The following is a 15221-nucleotide window of genomic DNA, read 5'->3' as shown; positions in this document are numbered from 1 at the left end:
TACGAAACTAAGTATAATATCGCGAAGTATACACGCGTGTTACACATCCTGCCGCCTTGTAGGTGGTGGTCGTCGATGCCCCAATAATGAGCATGGTTCGCATATCCACTATGTCGGGATCGAAATCGGCAACGGTAGTGACTGTGATTTTCTCACTCTCGCTGCCCACCGCGCGGGCCACGATAATAGGTATGTCGGGTGATCGATACTCTGCAACGATCCTCTTTAACGTGTGGACCTGCTCACGCCGCTGCTTAGAAGCCGGATTGTAAACTGCGAAGGCCATATCTGCCTGCAGCAAGGCTCGCACCCGCTTTTCCACAATTGCAAAAGGCTTGAGACGATCAGACAGGGAGATCATGCCAAAATCGTGGCCCAACGGTGCCCCTACCCGAGAAGCTACTGCTTGGGCTGCGGTCATCCCTGGAATTATGCGTACTGGAACCCCTACCCATTGGGGATCGCTTGCCACCTCCAGAACAGCTGCAGCCATGGCGAAAACCCCCGGATCGCCAGAAGATACCACGGCAACGCGGCGTCCGCGGAGGGCTAAGTCGAGCGCCATAGCAGCGCGCTCCGCTTCAACCTTGTTATCGCTGTGGTGCTTGCGCTGTCCAGCCCGATCGGGAACCCTATTGACATAGGTAGAATATCCCACAATATCGGTTGCTGCCTTGAGCTCGGCACTGGCCTCAGGGCTAAGCCATTGCGCACCAGCGGGCCCTAGGCCTACAACAACTACTTCACCAGTCTGGATATGTGGTTCATCGTGCGGGAGCTCAGCTTTCTTTGAAGGAACAACCACGACAGCGAAATAGGGGACAGGTTCCTCTCCCACAGCATTAAGTGGGTAGGAGCGTTGGCCCTCCATCCCCACGCGCTCGACGATATAAGCTCTATCTGCCATACCAGCTTCGTGTAGCGCGCGCTGCACTTTGTCGAAAGTACGACCCAGTTTCATAATCACTGCACAGTCGGTATTACGCAGTTTCTCGACTAAAACCGACTCATCAAGGGTGCCGGAAAGGATACTCAGCACCTCGTCATCTTGACATAAAGGTTTGGCGAGGACATCGGCTGCCGCTGTCAGAGAGGGGATGCCGGGAATGACAACGGAATGAAATTCCTCAGCTAAAACTCCGTGCAGATGCTGGTAGGAGGAGTAAAGCATGGGATCACCAAGGGCAATCACCGCAACAGTCTTACCGTCACTCAGGCGGGTGCGCAATTGTGCAATAGCCTCACTATAGAATTCAGCCATGGCCCCGGCATAACCTCCAGGATGGTCGGTGGCGCCAGTGGTGACAGGGTATTCCAACAGGAGCAACTCTTGGCCCTGATTTAGATAGGGCTCAGCGATGGCCCGCGCCGCAGAGCTGCCGCCCGGACGAGCATGAAACGCAACAGTATCAGCATTCTTAATCGCGGATACCGCTTTGATAGTGAGCAATTCAGGGTCGCCTGGACCTACACCGACGCCGATGAGCGTGCCGTGATTCATAATTTAAAGAATCTCCTTATAGGTGGCTAGAGCGTTGATAGCTGCGCAAGTGATGGCGGATCCGCCGCGACGCCCGTGCACGGTAATAAAATCAGTGCCTAGTTCACGAGCCTTTTCACTGAGTGCCAGTTTTGATTCAGCAGCACCGATAAATCCCACGGGGATACCTAAAATAACCGCTGGTCGAGGACGGTGTGGGTCGGCCTCGAGCCAATTAAGCAGGTGAAAGAGAGCGGTGGGTGCATTTCCGATAGCTACAATTGAGCCGGCAAGTTCGGGCTCCCACAGTTCCACGGCAGCGGCGGTACGGGTGGTATTTAGTCGACGTGCAAGATCCCTAGTGCGTTCGTCGTGGAGAAAGCACAAAGCTTTATTATCTCTAGGCAACCTGGCCCGTGTGATGCCAGCGTGCACCATGGTGACGTCGGTGATAATTGGGCGCCCCTGGAAGAATGCTTCTCGGGCGGAGGTAACTGCATCGGGGGAGAATTCGATATCTCGAGCGAGGTCAGTCTCGCCAGCAGCATGAATCATGCGCACTGCTATTTGTGATTGCTCGGTGGTGAAGGTCGAGAGATCTGATTCCTCTCGAATCATGGCGAATGATTGCCTGTAAATCTCATCGCCATCAGTGATATAGCTAAAACTCATCGATTATATACCTCGTATTCGCCGTCACCTACTGCCACATAGTCGGTGTATGTGGTCAGTGGGTGCCCACAGCGACGTTCGCAGCCGGAAAAATGGACAGGTGTGTCTAAATCGTAGCCTCTTTCTATAAACTCACTAGCATCGCTGCGCGTGACAGAGTGGGATTTTTGACACCCCGGTAAACCTGTACAGGCACTAACCTTCAGCCAGGGAGAGTTCGCATCAAGGATGAGGCCTAGGGGCGCGAGTACCTTAACAATTGCTTCGGCGTCACCTTCGGTGAGATCATGGACAACCAGCGAAGCCCACGGCGTAATGGAAGTATCAACTTCGATGACTCCGAGAACCTGAAGAGCCTGCTGTGGGATCACCCCGAATGGCAGTCCAACTCCTAGGCTAACGGTGCCGTCTTCATTGTCGAGCCATCCGACTGGTCGCATATGGTGTTCGGGCTCTGGTCTTAGGATATCTCTGAGATCTTCATAGCTTAATGCAGTGTTCTGGGACCATAACTCCATGATCTCACGAGTTAGGCTCGCCGATTCGGCTACTCGCCACAGCTTGCCCCGATGCGATTGCCAGTATCGAGCGGCATCGAGCAGAGAGTCAATCATAGTGCGCTGATCGGGAGCGCAATAGGGCGTGGGTTCACCCGCGAGAATGAGCCTATAGCTGCCATCGGATCGATGCTGCGCTCCGAAATCTACACGTTGACCGAGAATATCGCCGCGCCCAGAGTCGATTCCGAATAGAATCCGTCCGGGTAAGGCGGCTACGTCACTATCGGCCAGTATGGCAGCATCCAAGGTTCGGCTATCAGCTTGAGCTTTAGCTGAAAGGGGGGAGGCTAGGATATTGCGCATGCGGTCGTGAGCTATTGAGGGCACGAGACCACACTCGATGGCTCGCGAACTAAAAGCCGTGTGGTCGTTCACACCACGAATTTGCAGATTGGAGCGGGTTGTGATGTGCGCTTCACCGTCGCCGAGCTCAAGTGCCAATTTGGCGATAACGGACCATGTCTTCGCTGTGATCCGTCCTCCGGGAAATCGCAACCGACCTATATAGCCATCAGAAGCTGGGAATAGTTTGAGAGCACCAGGACATTTATCTCCGACAGACCTGCTGAATGGGGTATCTGACGGGACTGCATCAATGGAGCGAAGGTGAGATCTGGTCATAGCGGCGATTCTACTAATATTCTCAACCTTTTAATAACTTAGGAATCCCTTAATAGCGTGCTAAGGTGCACCAATATCCTCGCTGCGGTGGATATATCCGGGCCGCGCGAACAAGCGTTTAGGCCCAAGACACCAATCTACGAGGAATCTCAGTATACACTTACTCTATTACGGCAATGATTACCAAGAAGGTCTCTCATCGCCTCAGCAATTTATCCATATGAACCCGGAAGGATCATTTTTTTCTCGATGATCACACTGCTCTCGACCTCCGATACCGACCTGCTCTCCGCACGAGCAGCCAGCGAACACCCTGATGTTCATTACCACTACGCGAACCCCAATTATCTCAACTCTGACAGCCTCAGTGAACTCATCGGAACAACCGATATCTTTGTGGTTCGGCTTCTTGGTGGCAAGAGAGCGTGGGAATGGGGGATCGATGCACTTCTTGCTTCACCAAAACCCGTGGTCATAGTCTCGGGGGAGCTGGCGGTCGATGCCGAGCTCACCGATCTTTCCACCCCTCCGGCTGGTGTGGTCACTACGGCCCATACCTATCTAGCGGAAGGTGGATTCGATAACCTTCATAATCTCCATAACTTCCTCTCCGACACGCTCCTTCTCACCGGTTTAGGTTTCCAGCCTCCACGACGAATGCCACTGTGGGGTTACCTCGAACAAACAGACTCCTTGGATACGCCATGGAACCAGGGTGCACCTAGCCCTCGTATCGGCATTGTGTATTACCGCGCTCAGCACCTGGCAGGGAATACCCACTATATCCATGCCCTCGCGGACGCTATAGCCGCCCGTGGTGCCACCGCTATTCCTATTTATGCGGCCTCATTACGCCAGGCACCAGAAGATCTCTTAGCTGAACTCGCCACCTTCGACGTACTCATCACTACTGTTCTTGCCGCTGGTGGTACGAAACCTGCAACGGCTCAGGCCGGAGGTGACGATGAGGCGTGGGATGTCGCCCAACTGGCTGCCCTCGATATCCCCATCATCCAAGGTCTCGCCTTGACGAGCCCTCGCCGAGAGTGGGAAGAATCTGATGAAGGTCTGTCCCCACTGGATGTGGCGACCCAGATCGCAGTTCCTGAGTTTGACGGACGCCTTATTACCGTGCCTTTTTCCTTTAAAGAATATGATCAGGCGGGACTGATCACCTATATCCCGGATCCCGAGCGTTGCGAACGACTCGCAGGCATTGCCTACCGGCACGCCGTGCTATCGACAATTCCGCCCGCCGAAAAGAAACTCGTTCTCATGTTTTCGGCCTACCCCACCAAGCACGCACGCATTGGTAATGCCGTGGGTCTTGATACTCCGCAGTCAGTCTTGCGTGTCATCAGGGCCCTAGTAAAAGCAGGCTATGACCTCGGAGATCCAGCCCTGATTCCAGGCTATAGCGAAGATGGCAACCTAGACGGCGACGCACTCATGCACGCTGTGATCGATGCTGGTGGACATGATCCAGAATGGCTCACACCCGAGGTCATGGCCAATAACCCGTTGAAATTATCGGGAGATACCTACCGGGAATTTTTCTCGACGCTTCCTAAAGAGATGCAAGAGGAAATGATCGAGCACTGGGGACCAGCCCCTGGAACCCATTATGTCAATCCAGAAACAGACGAGATTTATATAGCAGGTTTAATCTTCGGCAATGTTGTTATCATGGTCCAGCCTCCGCGCGGCTTCGGAGAGAATCCTGTGGGAATCTATCACGACCCTGACCTTCCAGCGAACCACCATTATCTAGGCGTTTACTACTGGCTGCGTGAGGTTTTTGGTGCCGACGCCATCGTGCATATGGGTAAACACGGGAATATGGAATGGCTGCCAGGAAAAAACGCTGGGCTATCGGCACAATGCTATACCGATCAGGCCATCGGGGAGCTACCGCTAATCTATCCATTCCTCGTTAACGATCCAGGGGAGGGCACACAGGCCAAACGGCGTGCTCACGCCACTTTGGTTGACCATATGATTCCTCCGATGGCCCGCGCGGAATCCTATGGCGATATCACTCGTTTGGAGCAGCTACTTGACGAACACGCCAATATTGCAGCGATGGATCCCGCAAAGTTACCAGCGATTCGCCAGGAAATTTGGACTCTACTGCAGGCTGCCAAAATGGACCGTGATCTAGGTTGGGATGAACGCCCCGACGAAGACGCCTTCGACGATAAAATCATGGAAATCGATGGTTGGCTATGCGAGATCAAAGATGTGTCCATCCGCGGAGGGCTCCATATCCTTAGCGAAGAAGTTACTGGTGACGTGCGCGTTGAGCTGGTTTTAGCCATGCTTCGTGCCCGCCAGCTGTGGGGCGGGGAATCCGCGGTTCCTGGTCTACGAGAAGCCTTAGGACTCGCAGAGACTGGAGAAGAAAGCCGCACTCGAGTTGACGAGGTGGAGGCAATTGCGCACCGGTTACTCTCCAGCCTTGAAGCACAGCATTGGCGCAGTGGGGAAGTAGATCATCTTCTTGCTTCGGCTGATTACCTCCCGGACGATCTTGACCGCCGTGGCCTGCGTGACCTTCTTGTATTCGCATGCGAAGAACTCATTCCTCGGCTTGCTGCAACCTCTCGCGAGGTGGAACAAATCCTACGCGCTCTGGATGGCAAATTTATTGAAGCCGGCCCCTCTGGTTCTCCGCTCCGCGGACTTGTTAATGTGCTTCCCACGGGCCGCAACTTCTATTCTGTAGATCCCAAATCCCTGCCCTCACGATTGGCTTGGGAAACAGGGCAGCTGCTCGCTGATTCCCTGGTTGAGCGGTATTTAAAGGAACACGGAACCTACCCGAAGTCTGTCGGCCTGTCGGTTTGGGGTACCTCCGCTATGCGCACCTCTGGAGACGATATTGCGGAGGTATTCGCACTACTTGGTGTGCGACCCGTATGGGACGACGCCTCGCGACGCGTCGTGGATCTCGAAGTCATCCCTCTCGAGGAATTGGGGCGACCCCGCATTGACACTACGGTGCGCATCTCGGGCTTTTTCAGAGATGCCTTCCCCCATGTATTAGCGCTCATCGACGATGCTGTAAACATGGTGGCACAGTTGGATGAGAGCCCCGAGGAGAATTATGTGCGCGCTCATATCAGCGAGGATGCGGAAGGCACAGATCGTCCTATACGCCGAATATTTGGTTCCAAGCCTGGCACCTATGGGGCCGGACTGTTGGAGCTTATTGAATCTGGGAATTGGCGCGACGATCAAGACCTCGCGGAGGTCTACACCGCATGGGGTGGCTATGCATATGGCCGCGGCGTCAATGGCGTCGAGGCTAGCGATGATATGCGCCGGGCGTACCGCCGCATTCAAGTAGCGGCAAAAAATGTTGATTCCCGGGAGCATGACATAGCCGATTCTGACGATTACTTCCAGTTCCATGGCGGTATGATCGCGACGGTCAGAGCTCTGACAGGTGCTGATCCTGAAGCTTATATTGGTGATTCCACCCGCCAAGAAACAGTAAAAACCAGAACCCTGCACGAGGAGTCGCGGCGCGTTTTCCGTGCTCGCGTAGTCAATCCCCGCTGGCTCGAAGCAATGCGTAACCACGGCTATAAAGGTGCTTTTGAGATGTCAGCGACCGTGGACTACCTCTTCGGCTATGATGCCACCACAGGTCTTATGGAGGATTGGATGTATGAAACTCTCACGGACACATATGTAAAGGACCCAAAGAATCGGGAATTTTTCCAGGAATCGAATCCGTGGGCGCTGCGTGATATTGCCGAACGGCTTCTCGAGGCAGCCGAACGGAAGCTGTGGGAGGAACCTAGCCCCGAAGCACTCGATACTCTGCGTACTACCTTCCTAGAGATGGAGGGAGAACTCGAAGATCGCTAATATCGCGTCATGAGCGCGCCGCCTGAAAGCCCTTCGGCGGCGCGCGCGTTATTGCGCTAGTATTTTGCTATGCCATATTTTCTCGTTGTGCCCTATTTCGTGTGCGAGGCGCTGGCCTTTTGGCTGGTATCCAAATGGCTGGGAGTGGGCGTAGCCCTTTTACTGCTATTTGCATTCTTCTTTGCAGGGCTATTATTAGCCGCAATTGAGATGCGCCGAGTTGCTCGTAGTGCCTCCCTAGGAAGCAGTGCTGGACAGGCGGTTGGAGATCTAGGTCTGCTTGCTGCGGGCGCAGTGGGTGTTGCTCTGCCCGGTTTTGTCACCACACTGATAGGACTTATTCTCATCATCGCCCCTACCCGGGCCGTCGTGCGCCGTCTTTTGGCTAAAAAACTACGAGCCAAGATCGCGGATCTAGGGGTACGCAGTTTCGAAATGACCCAGGGCTACCGCTCTCCGCACAGCTACGGCCACTTTGGGCCGGGGGCACAATCCCGTGCCTCAGGGAGCTCAGTGACCCCAACGGCCGAAACAATCGACGAGGAAGAGCTCAGCACGTGGTCGAAAAATCTTAATCCTGAAGATTTTGACGACCCCAAAAAGTCCTCATGAGGCATAAACCTTTGGTAATTTTTCTCGGCCGGATAGCGCTGAGCGCTTTTGGGGGCCTGCTAGTTTATAGCGGTTATCAACCCCTGGGGTGGTGGAAGGCGGCAATCGTCGGGGTGATTGTGCTCGTGCTATCGCTGAGCCCCTATAACGGTCGTGCTGTGAGTATGCGCAGTGGCTCTGTGATCGCTTTCGCCCACAGTCTCGTGGTCTACCTCCTGATGCTGCCGTGGATTGGTGAGTTTGTCGGAGCCTTCCCATATATAGCGCTAGCAATCTTTTTGGCACTGTATTCTCTTCTCTTAGGAGCAGGTGGAGCAGTTATACTCGCCCATCGATACGGTTATATCGGTTTCGCTTTTTACTATGTCACCATCGAGTTCCTGCGTTCCTCATGGCCCTATGGTGGCTTCGCGTGGGTCCGCCTAGCATGGACGCAGATTGATGGTCCGTTGGCATCCCTGGCATTTCTCGGGGGGCCTGCGCTGGTGAGTGCCATGATTTGTCTGCTCGCCACAACGCTGGCCCGCTGGAGAATGGATCTAGGCCACGGGCTGGTGCTCAGCCTTGTCGTGATTTTAAGCGCCACCGCCATCATGATGCCCCGAGGTGAAAGCACTGAGACGGTCACAGTCGCAGCAGTGCAAGGCAATGTGCCACGGCTGGGCCTCGATTTCAATGCCCAGCGGCGTGCAGTATTAGGCAATCACGTGGCAGAGACTGCACGGATCTCTGAACCTGTTGACTTCGCAGTGTGGCCAGAAAATTCTTCCGATGTCAACCCCTTCGAGGATGGGGATGCTCGGCGTTTGATCGATCAAGCGGTATCGCAGCTCAATGCGCCAATCCTAGTGGGCACAATTACTCGAGATGAGGCGGGGGCACACAATACAATGCAGGTTTTCGATCCAATTTCAGGACCAGGGGAGTACCACCACAAGAAATTTCTCCAGCCGTTTGGGGAATATATGCCCATGCGTGATTTTTTCCGTACTTTCTCCTCTATGGTGGATCTAGCCGGCAATTTCCAACCTGGACACGGAGATGGCACGGTAGCGATACGTGCAATGCAACTGGGACGCAACGTACGCGTTGGTATCAGCACCTGCTATGAAGTTGCCTTTGACCAAGCGGGGCGGGATGCCGTCAGAGCTGGAGCAGAAATTCTGTCCACTCCGACAAATAATGCCACATTCGGATTCAGCGATATGACCTATCAGCAGTTAGCAATGAGCCGGATGCGCGCGATCGAATTGGATCGAGCTGTTATTGTCGCGGCTACTTCTGGGGTATCAGCGATTGTGACACCCGATGGAAGTATCCAGTCTCGAACAGGAATTTTCGAGGCCAAGAATCTGACAGCTTCCGTGCCGCTGAAAGACAGTCTCAGCCCTGCGGCTCGTTTTGGCTCAGACATCGAGTGGGCCTTAGTCATAATGGGGCTTATCGCTGTGGCGCTATCGATTGCATTAGTACGTCGGAAACTCTAGAGTCTTTTTCGCACCCACTTCCATAGAGCGACCGTGGGTATCTGACCTGTTAAAGGAGAATATCTTGAGCTCTCAGACTCTCGTCTTGATCCCAACCTACAACGAAGTGGGTAATCTTCCGCTCATCACCTCAAGGGTGCGTGCAAGTAACCCGGATGTTGATATTTTGATTATCGACGATAATTCTCCCGACGGTACCGGTGATTTGGCCGATGAACTAGCCAGCGGCGATGACCATATCTTCGTACTGCACCGCGAGGGCAAAAGCGGCCTACTCGGCGCCTATATCGCAGGGTTCCACTGGGGCCTTGAGCGCCACTACGACATTCTGGTGGAGATGGACGCCGATGGTTCCCATGCTCCAGAGCAATTGCACCGCCTTCTTGACGAGATCGACCAAGGCGCTGACATGGTGATTGGTTCACGATACGTTTCTGGTGGGGAAGTAGTGAACTGGCCTCGCCATCGCTACCTCCTATCAAAGGGAGGCAATGTCTATATCTCTGTCGCTTTAGGGGCGGGCATCAAGGACATGACAGCTGGCTATCGGGCCTTTAGACGCGAGGTCTTAGAACAGGTGAATTTTGATGAGTTGTCCCGTGCGGGCTATATCTTCCAGGTGGATATGGCGTGGCGAGTGAATAATTTGGGTTTTGATATCCGCGAGGTTCCTATAACCTTCACTGAACGCGAAATCGGGGAATCGAAGTTGGATGGATCCTTTGTGAAGGATTCGCTGCTTGAGGTGAGCAAGTGGGGCTTGACTTATCGCAGCGAACAGGTTAAGGCGATCGCCAGAGAGAGTTATCATCTTATTGCTCACGAAGTTAAGAAGTGGCGTAAAGAACACTATATTTAATCGAAAAACCGCAGTGGACATATCCCACTGCGGTTTTCGCTATGCATTAGTGAACGTTTTCCTCTTCTGCGCGAGCGGCAGCTGCCTCTTCCTCCTGCTGCTTGAGAAGCCGAGCTGCGTTTCGACGCCGTCGGCGTAGCTGATCAATACGCTCTTCTAAGAGCTGGTCAAGCTCTTCGATTGAGCGCCGTTCCCGCAGCATATCCCAGTGAGTTCTCGGTGGTTTCGTGGGCTTAGCGGAGACTCCTTCACCCTCCATGAGATGACCGGTCTGGCCGTTCTTGCACTGCCAGGTCTCGGGGATTTCGGCGTCGTGAGCGAAGGGGACGTCATAGATGTCGCCTGTTTCGGTCTTATAACGGACCATCTGGCGAGGTGCTAGATCGTGGTCGCGGTCGGTTTCGTAGCTGACGGCACCCATTCGGGAACCACGGAGAACGCGGTCTGCCATAGTGCGAATCAGTCCTTTCCTTAAAAGTTCTTCCCCCGCTCAACAGCGGTAGGGGGATTGACGCGAGTACCTTTTACTCACGGATCATTGGATATAACGTTACACCACGGTGAAAAGTTCCGAGTTGAGGTCTGTGACGGTTGTGCTGGGGGTCTAGTGACCTGGTTGCTAGACTGGGAAGAATGGCAGGTAAACGAGCGCTGGCGTGTCAGTGGTGTGGAACCGAAATAGAAAAGCCGCTACGCGGAAGGCCACGCAAATACTGCAGTCAATCATGCCGCCAGCGCGCTTATGAGCAGCGGAACGCGGTTGTAGGAACGGTCATTTCCTCCGAGGCTGTTATCATAACTCCTGACAGGGCTCATCAGCTTCAGGATTCGCTCTTCGAGCTGAGGTGCGCTGCTGAGGATATTCAAACTGCTGTTGCCGAGGGAGCGCATCCCGATGAAGTGGCTGCATTGTGCGCAGAATTAGTTGGGATCTCCAAAAGTATTGAGCAGTTGAGATTAAGGTAGGGTAATGAATCTAAAAGCGCGGATAGCAATTTTTGTGACGGTGACTGCGGTTGTACTCTTAGGTCTCTTCGCCCTAGCATCGGCGGTCATTCCTGTGCTATTGGGCCCCGGTATTAAGACGGGCAGCATAGACACGGCCGCTACCAAACCGGCCACCACCGATATAGACGGATATTGGACTGTAGTATACGGACGTTCTCCTCATATATCCTCAGTGGGATTTACATTTGGAGAGTTGCTGCCGTCGGACCGACGGACTACATCTGGATCGACCCGAGGCGTACGAGGGGATATCAAGATCGCCGGTGGAACCATTCAGTCAGGTCGCATTGAAGTTGATATGACATCTATTTCATCTGATAGGGAACGCCGAGATATTAATGTACGTCGAAAAATCTTCGATACCGATATCTATCCCACAGCTAATTTTAGGCTTACTCAACCGGTAGATATCAGCTCTCTTCCCAGCAACGGTGCCGCGGGAGTAGTAAACATCACCGGTGAACTTACTATCAAGGACACTACACAGGAGATCACCAGTGAGTTTTTGGCCGTGCGCGATGGTGATCGAATTTCTATGAGTAGTACAATTGATATCAACCGCATCGACTATGGTGTGAAAACTCCTGACTTTGTGGCGGCAAAGATTGACGAGGAAGGCGAATTAAATATTTTACTGACCTTCGAGAAGATCAAACCTGAACCGGAAGACTCTGCATCGTGAATGATCCACGGATGCAACCGATGCTATGGCTGCGTCTAGTCGTGGTTGTGGCCTTTACCGCATATGTACTCATCCAGGGAAGCTATATCGCCGGTGGCATTGGCTTAGTCCTGGTGGTGATGATTAGTATCCAACTATACAGAATCCGAAAAACCATGAGAGACAGTCTTAGCAAGTAGAGATGCGAGCACACAAACAATGCCCGCTATTGTGTCACTGTGACATAATAGCGGGCATTATTTCATCTTGGCCTAAACCCAAAAATTGTCCGATAATGTACATTATGTCATTTAGCTGACTTCCCCAAGGATCACCGACGCCGCGAACCGCGCCGTGTCGTCAACACCAGCTGGGCGGCATCTAAGGCACCATAGCGCATCAAGGCTTCCCGCAAGGCAAGCTGGAAAATCCACAAGCGCCGATACGTAATATCAAAACCATCCGCGGCCGCTTCTCGTAACTTGCCTTCAAAGATCTCGCGTTGCATTTTCAAGCCTTCGACATAATGACTACCACTATGTGTTTGCGATATGATTCTGCAGTGAGTGTGAGTGTCCACCAGACGGTGAATGTCCTCGGTCCTTAAATAATCCAAGGCTGGTGACACATAAGCCCTCAAAACTGCGAGGCTCTCCTCACTAGCCTTGGATCGCCTTTCAGTGGCGACCACAGTCTGCATCGCTATATAACCACCAGGGGCAATAACATCGTCTATGAACTTCATATATGCTTTTTTCGCACCCCCTCCCATATGCTCCAACTTCTCCACTGAAACAATCGCATCATAATTGCGAGACCACGTCTTGGGTGAAGGAAATAAACCGTCGATATGCTCCACTCTCACCGCTTGACTCAGTTCCGCTAAATCTTCACAATTGAGTATCCGGCGGATATAGCGCACGTATTCCATGTCGCTGCTGACAATGTCCACCGTGGCCTTTACATGTGCCGCAGCGAGTGCCATCGCTGGCCCCGAGGCCGGAAAATCTAAAATATGTGTACCAGTGCCCACGTGGGCAGACCGAAGAAGTTCATGGAGAGCTCGCCACTGAGCATCCGCTAAATCAGCACGCTCTACATGTGCAGGCGGCGACACCTCGGTAAGGTCAACGAAATGTGCTGCTGACTCTCGGCCGCGTCGAGCGCCAGGCGCGTAGCTTTTCACATTGATACGCTGTGTCGTTGGCACTCCCGAGGAAAATAGTGTGCCGTGAGGGCTCATCCCATCCCCGGAAAAATGCTTGTAGAGAGCTGCTGGGATCTCCGATCCGTCGTATATGCCACCCACAATCTGCCGAAAATGGCGCGGGCGATACTCAATCTCAATAAGTTTTTGCAGCACTGCTGGGAGGTCTGGCGCACTCCACTCGCCCGCCATAAACCCCTCGGCAAAACCCAACCAACCAGCATGAGCAATCCGATAAAAGAGCTCTTCACGCGCAACAACGATATCCGGCCGATCCCCCGTCAGAGCGATTTCCGCCTTCTGACAGGCTGCGGCAAATTCGGCTTCGCTGCGCCTAGCTCGAGCGGCCATAAGTCGCCCTGATGGAATGTGGGCAATACCAGGCCACGCCTCGGCGTCAATATATTCGAGGTGCGCCGCAAAATCGCGGTGCACAGAGCTAAATATCGCGATGACGCATCCCTCCGCTTCTCGAGTGCACAGTTTTTTTCTATTTTATAGGGCAATACGGGTGTACCCAGGCGCGGCACACGGAACAGTCACCGGGTAAAATTCCTGGATTTGGAATTCGCGGAAAATTCACGAAGACGAAAATCGAATTAGTTTTCAAATAGGAAATTGAGTGTGGCAGCGACTAACATGTTAAAAATCACACCACGCTGTCAGTGTGGTGCGAAAACACTAGTGTCAAACAACTAAGAATACATCCTTTATTTTCATCTTGATGAAAACCGATGTATGAGGAGAAAATTTTCATGCCTGAAACTCCATTCCGCCCCGAGGGTGGACGCCACCACGTCGTCGTCATCGGCTCCGGATTCGGTGGACTATTCGCTGTGAACAACCTGAAGAATGCGGATGTGGATATCACCTTGATCGACCGCACGAATCACCATCTTTTCCAGCCATTGCTCTACCAAGTGGCTACGGGCATTCTCTCGTCAGGTGAGATTGCACCAGCGACGCGCCAGATTCTCAACGAACAGGAGAACGTTAATATTCTCAAGGGCGAGGTGACCGATATCGACCTGCAAACCAAGACGGTTCGCACCGAACTTGGCGGTTTCCATAAATTGGTCTCCTATGATTCTTTGATCGTGGCCGCAGGTGCAGGACAGTCTTATTTCGGCAATGATCACTTTGCAGAATTCGCCCCAGGTATGAAGACTCTCGACGATGCTCTCGAGCTCCGGGCCCGAATCATGGGCGCCTTCGAGCGCGCGGAACTATCAGAAGATCTCGAAGAGCGCGATCGTCTCCTAACTTTCGTCGTTGTGGGTGCCGGACCTACCGGTGTGGAATTGGCTGGCCAGATCGCAGAACTCGCACATCGTACTCTATCGGGGGCGTATAGTCGCTGCAATCCCGCCAACGCCCGCATCATCCTGCTCGATGGGGCACCGCAGGTTCTTCCCCCGTTTGGCAAACGTCTCGGCCGCAACGCCCAGCGTTCCTTGGAAAAAATTGGCGTAACAGTCAAACTCAATGCAATCGTCACCGATGTCACCAGCAGTGCAGTGACCTATAAAGATACCGTGAGCGGTGAAAGCTTCACCATTGACTCCTATTGCAAGATCTGGTCTGCCGGTGTCGCGGCTTCCCCACTGGGCAAGCTCATTGCCGATCAGGCTGGGGTTGAGGTAGATCGCGCAGGCCGCGTCCCGGTCAATTCCGATCTCACCGTGGCCGATGAGAAAAATGTCTTCGTCATTGGCGATATGATGAACTACAACGGATTGCCAGGAGTTGCCCAGGTTGCTATCCAAGGTGCAGAGTACGTAGCAGATCAAATTGCTGCTGAAGTAGAAGGTCGCTCCGCTGAGGAACGCCCTGAATTCGAATACTTCGACAAGGGCTCCATGGCTACAGTCTCGCGCTTTAATGCGGTTGTTAAGCTCGGCAAGGTTGAAATCACCGGATTTATCGGATGGATACTTTGGCTTGTGGTCCACCTCATGTTCATCGTGGGCTTCCGTAACCGGTTCATTTCAATGATCTCGTGGGGCCTTAATGCCATGTCGCGCAAGCGCTGGCACTTGGCTACCACAAGACAGCAAATGCACTCGCGCACTGCATTGCAGAAACTCATGTCCAACGTCGACGACTATACAGATGCCCCCATTGAGGTTCGAGATACCTCCCGCTTTGGTCGTTCCTAATACGAGTTAAACCAAAAAA

Annotated in this window: 13 protein-coding genes; 8 read left to right on the top strand and 5 right to left on the bottom strand. The window is 53.2% G+C overall.

Annotation, left to right across the window (positions count from 1 at the left end):
- Positions 1-7: 7 nt before the first annotated feature.
- The 3 genes from cobJ to NXS13_RS00310 are packed head-to-tail and all read right to left on the bottom strand — an operon-like array spanning position 8 to position 3333.
- Positions 8-1501 carry a precorrin-3B C(17)-methyltransferase gene (gene cobJ, locus NXS13_RS00320; protein ID WP_259289210.1) on the bottom strand — a complete coding sequence of 498 codons (1494 nt, stop codon included), beginning with the start codon at positions 1499-1501 and terminating at the stop codon, positions 8-10.
- 3 nt (positions 1502-1504) lie between these two features.
- Complete coding sequence (locus NXS13_RS00315) at positions 1505-2152, bottom strand: precorrin-8X methylmutase (protein WP_259076968.1); 648 nt, start codon at positions 2150-2152, stop codon at positions 1505-1507.
- On the bottom strand, positions 2149-3333 hold the full coding sequence (locus NXS13_RS00310) for a precorrin-3B synthase (RefSeq protein ID WP_259289209.1): 1185 nt from the start codon (positions 3331-3333) through the stop codon (positions 2149-2151). Before NXS13_RS00310 ends, NXS13_RS00315 begins: the two co-directional genes overlap by 4 nt.
- Positions 3334-3582: 249 nt before the next feature.
- On the opposite strand from NXS13_RS00310, the gene cobN reads away from it, so the two are divergent.
- The 4 genes from cobN (at position 3583) to NXS13_RS00290 (ending at position 10167) form a co-directional block, all read left to right on the top strand.
- On the top strand, positions 3583-7209 hold the full coding sequence (gene cobN, locus NXS13_RS00305; protein ID WP_259076972.1) for a cobaltochelatase subunit CobN: 3627 nt from the start codon (positions 3583-3585) through the stop codon (positions 7207-7209).
- Positions 7210-7278: 69 nt separating this feature from the next.
- Positions 7279-7821, top strand: a complete 543-nt coding sequence (locus NXS13_RS00300) for an FxsA family protein (RefSeq protein ID WP_259076974.1) — start codon at positions 7279-7281, stop codon at positions 7819-7821.
- Positions 7822-7838: 17 nt separating this feature from the next.
- Entirely contained in the window at positions 7839-9308 is a 1470-nt protein-coding gene (gene lnt, locus NXS13_RS00295; RefSeq protein WP_259289281.1) for an apolipoprotein N-acyltransferase, read from the top strand.
- A 64-nt stretch (positions 9309-9372) separates the two neighbouring features.
- Positions 9373-10167 (top strand): polyprenol monophosphomannose synthase, encoded by a 795-nt coding sequence (locus tag NXS13_RS00290; protein WP_396125045.1) that lies wholly within the window; start codon positions 9373-9375, stop codon positions 10165-10167.
- Positions 10168-10213: 46 nt separating this feature from the next.
- On the opposite strand, the gene NXS13_RS00285 is transcribed toward NXS13_RS00290, so the two are convergent.
- A complete protein-coding gene (locus tag NXS13_RS00285; protein WP_259076976.1) occupies positions 10214-10618 on the bottom strand; it encodes an RNA polymerase-binding protein RbpA in 405 nt (134 codons plus the stop codon).
- 182 nt (positions 10619-10800) lie between these two features.
- Between NXS13_RS00285 and NXS13_RS00280 the strand changes: the two genes are divergently transcribed.
- Genes NXS13_RS00280 through NXS13_RS00270 form a run of 3 tightly spaced genes read left to right on the top strand, consistent with a single transcriptional unit; the run spans position 10801 to position 12036 of the window.
- On the top strand, positions 10801-11133 hold the full coding sequence (locus NXS13_RS00280) for a hypothetical protein (protein WP_259076978.1): 333 nt from the start codon (positions 10801-10803) through the stop codon (positions 11131-11133).
- A gap of 4 nt (positions 11134-11137) precedes the next feature.
- On the top strand, positions 11138-11857 hold the full coding sequence (locus NXS13_RS00275) for a YceI family protein (protein WP_259289208.1): 720 nt from the start codon (positions 11138-11140) through the stop codon (positions 11855-11857).
- Positions 11854-12036, top strand: coding sequence for a hypothetical protein (locus NXS13_RS00270; RefSeq protein WP_259076982.1), 183 nt, complete (start codon positions 11854-11856; stop codon positions 12034-12036). The genes NXS13_RS00275 and NXS13_RS00270 overlap by 4 nt, the downstream gene beginning before the upstream one ends.
- 131 nt (positions 12037-12167) lie before the next feature.
- Here the strand turns inward: NXS13_RS00270 and NXS13_RS00265 are convergent, their stop codons facing one another.
- Positions 12168-13394 carry a cyclopropane-fatty-acyl-phospholipid synthase family protein gene (locus NXS13_RS00265; RefSeq protein ID WP_259077108.1) on the bottom strand — a complete coding sequence of 409 codons (1227 nt, stop codon included), beginning with the start codon at positions 13392-13394 and terminating at the stop codon, positions 12168-12170.
- Between the two features lie 404 nt (positions 13395-13798).
- Here NXS13_RS00265 and NXS13_RS00260 point away from each other — a divergent pair, with 404 nt between their 5' ends.
- The gene (locus NXS13_RS00260) at positions 13799-15202 is read left to right on the top strand and encodes an NAD(P)/FAD-dependent oxidoreductase (RefSeq protein WP_259076983.1); all 1404 of its coding nucleotides are present in this window, start codon (positions 13799-13801) and stop codon (positions 15200-15202) included.
- The last annotated feature ends 19 nt before the right edge of the window (positions 15203-15221 follow it).

This window comes from Corynebacterium sp. ES2730-CONJ (assembly GCF_024834055.1).
Classification (GTDB): Bacteria; Actinomycetota; Actinomycetes; order Mycobacteriales; family Mycobacteriaceae; genus Corynebacterium.
The sequence above is the reverse complement of the archived record's forward strand: the minus strand, read 5'-3'. Positions and strand labels throughout refer to the sequence as shown.